Annotated in this window: 1 pseudogene; it reads right to left on the bottom strand. The window is 67.7% G+C overall.

What is annotated here, in order from left to right:
- Positions 1–651, bottom strand: a pseudogene (locus tag CCN51_RS40685) (right-handed parallel beta-helix repeat-containing protein); the annotation flags it as partial.

Below are 651 nucleotides of genomic sequence, written 5' to 3'. Positions count from 1 at the left end.
CGGCGCCCGCGTTGTCCGCGTCGACCTTGGTGACCGTGGCGTTGATGGTCTGGTTGAGCAGCAGGCCCGACTCGCCCACGTTGCGCGCGGTGACCGTGCCGATGGTGATGCCGTCCACACCGTAGGTCTCCACCGCGTGGCTGGAGGCTCCGGAGACATAGACGTTGTCGATCCTGACGTTCTTCGTCCACTGGCTGGTGTCGCCGCGGTTGTCGATCCTGACCCCGAGCCCCGCCGACAGGCGCATATCGATCTGGCCGAGCACCACGTTCTGGACGTTGCGCATAAAGATCCCGTACAGCGGGCTGCCGGTGACCTTGAGGTTCTGGATCTCGATGTCCCGCGCGCCACGGGCGTAGACCGGCGCCTGGTCGCCGGAGCCGCTGCCGGTGACATTGATCGTGCCGCAGACGTCCAGGGTCGTGTAACTGGGCAGCGAGACACGGGAGTTGGCACTGACGGAGCCGGAGCCGCGGACGACGACGCGCTCCTTTGACGTACGCCCGGCCGTCAGGCTGTTGATCGCCGCCTGCATCGCGGAGCGCATATCGGTGCCGGTGTACACGACGCTGCTTCCGTGGCGTGCGGTCCAGGTGCTGCCGCTCAGCACGGCCTCCGCCTGGTACGAGCCGTCGCCGCAGGCGGCGATCC

It is taken from the genome of Streptomyces milbemycinicus, assembly GCF_002154605.1.
In the GTDB taxonomy this organism is placed as follows: domain Bacteria; phylum Actinomycetota; class Actinomycetes; order Streptomycetales; family Streptomycetaceae; genus Streptomyces; species Streptomyces milbemycinicus.
This window is presented reverse-complemented; position numbering and strand designations above follow the sequence as displayed.